General features: G+C 50.9%; 5 protein-coding genes. 2 read left to right on the forward strand and 3 right to left on the reverse strand.

The genetic code is table 11. From position 1 onward, the window contains the following. The first annotated feature begins 188 nt into the window (after positions 1-188). Complete coding sequence (cutA, locus tag ABIK47_07885) at positions 189-533, forward strand: divalent-cation tolerance protein CutA (protein MEO0020533.1); 345 nt, start codon at positions 189-191, stop codon at positions 531-533. On the opposite strand, the gene ftsY is transcribed toward cutA, so the two are convergent. The 3 genes from ftsY to ABIK47_07900 are packed head-to-tail and all read right to left on the reverse strand — an operon-like array spanning position 530 to position 5081. Beyond that, on the reverse strand, positions 530-1384 hold the full coding sequence (gene ftsY, locus ABIK47_07890) for a signal recognition particle-docking protein FtsY (GenBank protein ID MEO0020534.1): 855 nt from the start codon (positions 1382-1384) through the stop codon (positions 530-532). The two genes, cutA and ftsY, sit on opposite strands and share 4 nt — an antisense overlap. A gap of 1 nt (position 1385) precedes the next feature. Then, complete coding sequence (gene smc / locus ABIK47_07895; GenBank protein MEO0020535.1) at positions 1386-4886, reverse strand: chromosome segregation protein SMC; 3501 nt, start codon at positions 4884-4886, stop codon at positions 1386-1388. Continuing rightward, on the reverse strand, positions 4887-5081 hold the full coding sequence (locus ABIK47_07900; protein ID MEO0020536.1) for a hypothetical protein: 195 nt from the start codon (positions 5079-5081) through the stop codon (positions 4887-4889). A gap of 139 nt (positions 5082-5220) precedes the next feature. On the opposite strand from ABIK47_07900, the gene ABIK47_07905 reads away from it, so the two are divergent. After that, positions 5221-6478, forward strand: a 1258-nt coding sequence (locus ABIK47_07905) for a VCBS repeat-containing protein (protein ID MEO0020537.1), incomplete at its 3' end; no start/stop codon positions are given.

Genomic DNA, 6478 nt, shown 5'->3' on the forward strand with positions numbered 1-6478 from the left:
TCAGCAGTAACCAGCCGCTGTTCCAGCTCCGGACTCACCAGCCCGAAACCAAAACCAATCAAGACCACTAAAAGTACCAGCAAAACTCTCTTCATATAAGACCTCCTGTTAAACTTAAACAATTATATTCCAGTTAAATCCCCAGTCAACTTCTTGACGGTAAATATGAAACCAGGCATACTTTAGGGATGAGTGTTAACTATCTCTTGGTAATTGTCTCGGTTCCTAATATAACCGTTGCCCGTAAACTTGTCGCTGTTACACTTAAGCATCGTCTTGCCGCTTGCGTGCAAGTAACAGAACAGGTCAGGAGTACTTACTGGTGGCAAGGGGTGCTAACATCAAGCAAGGAACGAATTTGTATATTTAAAACTACCTCAGAACATTACCCAAAACTGGAGCAGGTGATTAAAAAAGTCCATCCCTATGAAAACCCTGAAATACTCGCTCTCCCGATTGTTACCGGCTCAGAAGAATATCTGTGTTGGCTCACTCAGGAATTAAAATCACCAAGGAATGGGGAACAGGGTTAATCCTCAATCAGTGCCCGGGCATATGTTTCCGGGTCAAAAGGCTCAAGGTCTTCAATCCCCTCACCTGTTCCAATAAACCTCACTGGCAGTCCTAAGTCCATTATCACTGGCACCAGGACACCTCCTTTGGCAGTGCCATCAAGTTTGGTAATAATTAAACCTGTCAATCCCAACTCTTGGTTAAAAATCTGCGCCTGCCTGATACCGTTTTGACCTACGGTGGCATCCAAGACCAGCCAGACCTCATCCGGTGCCCCGCTCTTAACCTTGCCGCACACCCGTTTTATCTTTTCCGCCTCTGCCATCAAATCCTTCCGGGTATGAAGCCTGCCTGCGGTGTCAATGAGAACAATATCAAAGCCCTGCTGAACTGCCCTGGTGACGGCATCAAAGGCAACCGCTGCTGCATCCTGCCCTTTCTGAGAACGAATCACCTCCACCCCTGCCCGTTCCGCCCAGATGCCCAGTTGGTCGGCAGCGGCATCGCGATAGGTGTCGGAAGCCGCCACAACCACCCTCTTTCCCATTTGGGAGTAGTAATGAGAGAGTTTTCCCACAGTTGTTGTCTTGCCCGAGCCATTAACGCCAACAACCATTATCACCGTCGGTTTCTCCAGCGGTAGCGGCTGCGCCTTTACCGTTGATGAGAGGAGAGTGACAATCTCCTCTTTTAGTGCCTCCCTCGGGTGATTAGGTGCACGCCGGACCGCCGCCAAGAGCAACTGCGTTGCCTTAACACCAACATCGGCGCTGAGCAGTGCCGCCTCCAAATCATCAATATTGGGCCCTGATGGAGAAAAAAGGCGAGAAAAAATTTGCCTGGTCTTAGCCAGTTTCTCCCTGAGCCCCAATTCAAGCCCCCAAATTAGCCTGGGCGTTCTTTGTGCGGTAGTCCGCTAAACTCACCGAAATCAGTTTTGATATACCGGGCTGTTCTGCGGTAACACCAAAGATGACATCTGCCCTCTCAACTGTTGTCCGATTATGGGTGATGATGACAACCTGGGTCTTCTCCGCCATCCGTTTGAGGTAGTCGGCGAACCTCGCCACATTGGCATCGTCCAGTGGGGCATCAATCTCATCAAGAAAGCAGAAAGGCGCGGGTTTCACCCGGTAAAAGGCAAACAGTAGCGAAACCGCCAGCATCGCCTTTTCACCATCCGAAAGCTGCTCCAGCCGCTTTGGATTCTTGCCCTGAGGCTTGGCAATAATCGCCACCTCCGACTCCAGGGGATTGCTATCGTTCAAGAGTATCAGGTCTGCCTCCCCCTCTAAAAAAAGCTCCTTAAACACCTCTTGAAACTCGTGCCGGACCTGTTGATAGGTGTTTAAAAACTGCTCCCGGGCATGGCGGTCAATCTCCTGAAGGGCGTTTTGTAGGTTCTCCTTTGCCTGGAGGACATCATCACGCTGAAAAAGGAGCCGCTCCAGGTCCTTTTTTTCCTGTTCATACTCATCAAGGGCGAGCGGATTTACCTGACCCAAGGCTGCCAGCCGTTGCCGCACCTCTTCCAAACGCTTGACATCGACATCGGGTGCCTCCCCAGCTGTCTCCAGGTCACCACCAACACTTTTTGCCTCTTCAAGTAAGGACCTCACCTTCGCCTCGATCTCAGCCCGTTCAAGCCGGCGCTGGAAAAGCAACTCCCTTTTCCTTTGCTGCTCCTCACGGACTTCTGCCAAATTTTTCTCAACCGCCTCGGCAGCGCTGGAAACCTCCCAAACATTGTCGCGGGCAAGTTCTGCCTCCGCTGTTCTGACCTGCGCCCGCAACCTTTCCAGCTCCTGTTGCCGATGCACCTTTTCCTGGCGAATCCCTTCAACCATTTTCTCTGCCTGGCTGATAGAACCCTCCAGTTCGGCGATGCGGTTTCGGCGCTCCGCAATTGAACCTTTCAGATGTTCAGCCTCAACCTCCAGTCGTTGAATCCGTGCCTGCTCCTCTGCCATTGCTGCCAAAACCTCTGCTGCCTCCTTAAGTTGACCCTTTACCTTCGCCTCGGTGGCGGTTGACCGCTCCTCAAGAGTGGCGAGTTCTGCCTGGCGTTTTTCAATCTCCCGTGCTATTGCCTGAGTTCTTTCCTGCTCTCCCCTTAGGTTTTCCTCCTGATTTTTCAGTAAATCCTCAATCCGCCGTTCCTCTTTTCCTAGCCTTTCCTCTTCCCTTCTTAGTTCTGTCACCACCGAAACTGTAGTTGTGAGTTTTGATTCGCAGGCAAACTGCTCCCGTTCTCTCAGCACCAGTTGACTTTCAATTCCCTCCCACTCCCTTGCCACCTCCCCTCTTTTTTTAGCCAACCCTCTTTCCTCATCCTCCAGTAACCGCAAAGTCTGCTCCAGTTCGCTAAGCCTCGTCTCCTCTTCATTGATTTTCACCTCCGCCTTGATGCTCCCCCAATCCTCACCGGCGATAACAACTCTGCCATCACCGAAACAGGCAAAACCGTCCTTGGTCACCAGTCGCGCCCGGGGCTCCTCCTTGATAATCTGAAAGAATGAGTCACGACTTTTAACAACCTGAAATGAATTCACCGCCTGTTTAACAAGTGCTGGTGCCTCGGGTTTCACCTCAACGAAATCGGTTAGATTACCGGCAATTCGCTCGTCATCCGCCCTAAGTCTTACCTCGTCGGGAAACCGCTTGGCATCAACATCAATAAGAAACCCAAAGCGCATTTCCGGTGCCCCTGTAAGCAACCGGTCAAACGAACCCCCATCTATTTCAACACCGGTGAAGAACTCAATCAGGTAATAAAGCGCCACCTCGCAAGCCCGCTCCCATCCGGGTTTGGGCGCAAGCAAATGGCTTACCATCTTCAACCTCTCCACACCAAACACCGCCTTTACCCGCTCAATTTCCGGGCGGGCAACCTTTGCCTCCAGGCTCGCAACCTCCCGGGTTATTACCCCTTTTTCCTTAAGTAGTTTCTCCCGCTCCTCCTTTATTTCTCCCAACCGCTTTTCAATCTCATTAATCACCTGCCGCCGGCGGTTTGCCTCCTGTCGCAACCTCTCCATCTCGCTTTTGACCTTTTCCGCCTCGGCATTTAGCGCCCTCAGGTCCGCCTCTGTCTTTGCCAACTGCTCTGCAACCCGCTGCCTTTCCTCTAAGATTCTCATCTTTACCGAACGGTTATTTTCTATCTCCGCCTCCAACCTGATAACCCGGGTGCGCACCTGCTGTTGATTTTCCAGTAAACCCCTTAACACCTCTCTGATTTGCTCCTCCTCCTGCCGAACCGAGAGCAGCTCCTCCTCCTCGCCCCTGGTGATTGCCTGAACCTCTTTCAGCCGGGACTGGATTTCGCCTAAGCGGTTATTCGCCTCCTGTAACTGAACCAGTGTCTGGTTAAAAACCCCCTCCAGCCTTGTAATCTCATCCTTGAGCCGGTCTCGCTCCCTTGTCCATTCGGCGGCGTTCCTTAAAAGAAACTCCATTTCCTGCTCCTCAATCAGCCCCTTGGTCTCTAACTGGCTCAACTCCTCCCGCCAGCGGTTAAGTTCGGTGAGCGCCCGCTCCCTTTCACCCTGGAGATTAACCAGCCGCGAGTGCAAAGTATGCAACTCCTCCTCAAGCCTTTTGACCTGCATTGTCCTTTCCGCATCCGCCTCCTCCAAACCTCTGATTTCCCTTTCCAGTCCCTCAAGTTCGGTGTTCAACTGTTTGTAAACCTGCCTCAGTTCCACCAGCCGCAGGCTGTTTTCCTCCTCCTTGAGCCGCTGATAGGCGCGCAGTTTTGCCGCCTGACGCTGCAGACTTCGCACCACCCTTTCCCGCTCGGCAATGATATCCTCAAGCCTGGTCAAATCCTTCTGGGTCAGTTCAAGTTTGCGCTGGCACTCCTCCTTGGCATCGCGGAACTTTGCCAGGGTTGCCGCCTCCTCAAACATCTGCCTGATATTACCCGCGATGATTTCCCGCATCTGCCTCAAGTCAAAGATGGAGTATGCCTTTGTGCCGATGCCCGCAGAGAGAAACAAATCCTGGATATCACGCAAACGGCAGGGCTGGCGATTGAGATAATACTCGCTCTCGCCCGAGCGGAAAAACCGCCTCCTGATTTCCACCTCCGAGCCCAGTTCTGGTCTATCTTCGGTGGAAAGGACCAGCCTTACCTCAGCATAATTCAACGCCGGCACCTGACTCGTCCCGGCAAAAATCAAATCCTCATTTCTCGCACAGCGCAAGACCGAAAACGACTGCTCACCTAAAACCCAGCGCAGCGCATCCAGGACATTGGACTTACCGCAACCGTTCGGTCCGATGATGCAGTTCATCCCTGCGGAAAAACGCAGGGTGGTCTTCTCCTGAAAAGACTTAAACCCGAAAAGTTGCAGTTCCTTGATATACACTTAAGAAAAATAATATATGCTTCTCCACTCAATAGTCAAGCCGATTTTCTCAACCAATCTATACGGTGGTGGTGAATCACATCTGCCAAATTCCGAAGGAGGTCCGACTCTCCAGACCCACTGGGTCTGGCTGTATCCTATGCCTGTCAGAACTGCTATAACAAGCAGCCCTATGGCTATTTTCAAACCATTCATCTTCTCCTCCTTTCGGTTTATTATATACTACCTTATCTTATTTTCTTCTTTCTCTGACTATCTGTTCATATCCACCTCCTTGGTTATGTCTCTTTTATTCTTGACTTGACAAGCCCGTTTTCTTCATTATACTGTTATTATGAATCCGGTATGTCTCGCCTACTTGCTGGCAATGCTTCCAGTTCAACCAGATATCACCGTCTCTTACGACACTTTTGAGTTTCGGGTGATAGCAAGGTTCCCTTATGGACCGGCGACAGGACGAGTTGTCTGCGGTGATGCTGACCACGATGGACTGCAGGAATTATATTGCACATCAGATTCCCTCAGTGCCTACTACATCCTTGAGTTCACTCCGGATATGAATTACGACACCACCCGGCTCGGACCCCGGAGTGCATTCTTCTGGTTTATCGGTGACCTTGACCGTGATGGAAAAACCGACATTGGTTTGACCAAAGCCGACAGTTATTATGTATTCTTTGTTTATGAGAGCCCTGACTCTTTATCCCTTCCCTTAAATCAGGTCTGCCGTCTTCAGGGACATTTTACCAACAATGAGGCCATCATAACTGACCTTGACTCCGATTCCGCTCTGGAAATCACCGCCTACAGAAGTGACCCTCAACCACCCCGTGGCATATGTGTGCATGAATGCGTGGGGAATGACAGCTATGCCATCAAAACATATTTCGGTGGCGGTTATCATGGCTGCACACCCGACATTGACCGGGATGGCTCTCCTGAGATATTCACCTGTGGTGTCACCCCTTATGTCTATGTGTACGAAGCAGTTGCTAATGACTCAGTAATCCGAACTGCCATATGTTCCCTCCCTCACTATAGCGTGGAGCGGGGAGCTGTATGTGGTGCTCCGGACATTGATGGCGATGGCAGAAATGAGGCGATTGTGTTTGCCACCAATTTCTACTGTGAGGGGATTCTGGCGGTATTTGAATCTCCAGAAAATGACTCCTTTGAAATTGTCTGGCACACCTATTTTCTCGCAAGCCGTTATGCAAGGCTGACGGTTGCGGTCGGGGATGTGGATGGTGATGGCAGGTTGGAAATTGCCGCATCAGATGGCGCATATGTCCATTTGTTTCGCTGCATCGGCAATGACAACTATGAGCAACTTGCAGAGTTATATATTCCTTCTGGAGAGGACCGCATTGGACTCTATGACCTTAACAACGATGGTAAAGATGAAGTAATCTGCTCGACGATAAACTGGGTTACAGAAGACCAGTATACCCTGGTATACGAATACTTCAAAGTCGGTCTTGCAGAGCTGCAGGTTAGGCAATTGGAGAGAGTCAATATCAACCCAACAGTTGTGGCAAGGGGTAAGACGATAGGGCTGGATGGATTGCCAGATGGAACAAAGGTGCAGGTTG

This window comes from candidate division WOR-3 bacterium, assembly GCA_039801245.1.
Taxonomy (GTDB): domain Bacteria; phylum Hydrothermota; class Tepidihabitantia; order Tepidihabitantales; family Tepidihabitantaceae; genus JAOABP01.

Excerpts from the sequence above, each read along its gene's own strand:
- ABIK47_07900 (MEO0020536.1), bottom strand. The coding sequence starts at position 5,081 with ATGAATGGTTTGAAAATAGCCATAGGGCTGCTTGTTATAGCAGTTCTG.
- cutA (MEO0020533.1), top strand. The coding sequence starts at position 189 with ATGAGTGTTAACTATCTCTTGGTAATTGTCTCGGTTCCTAATATAACC.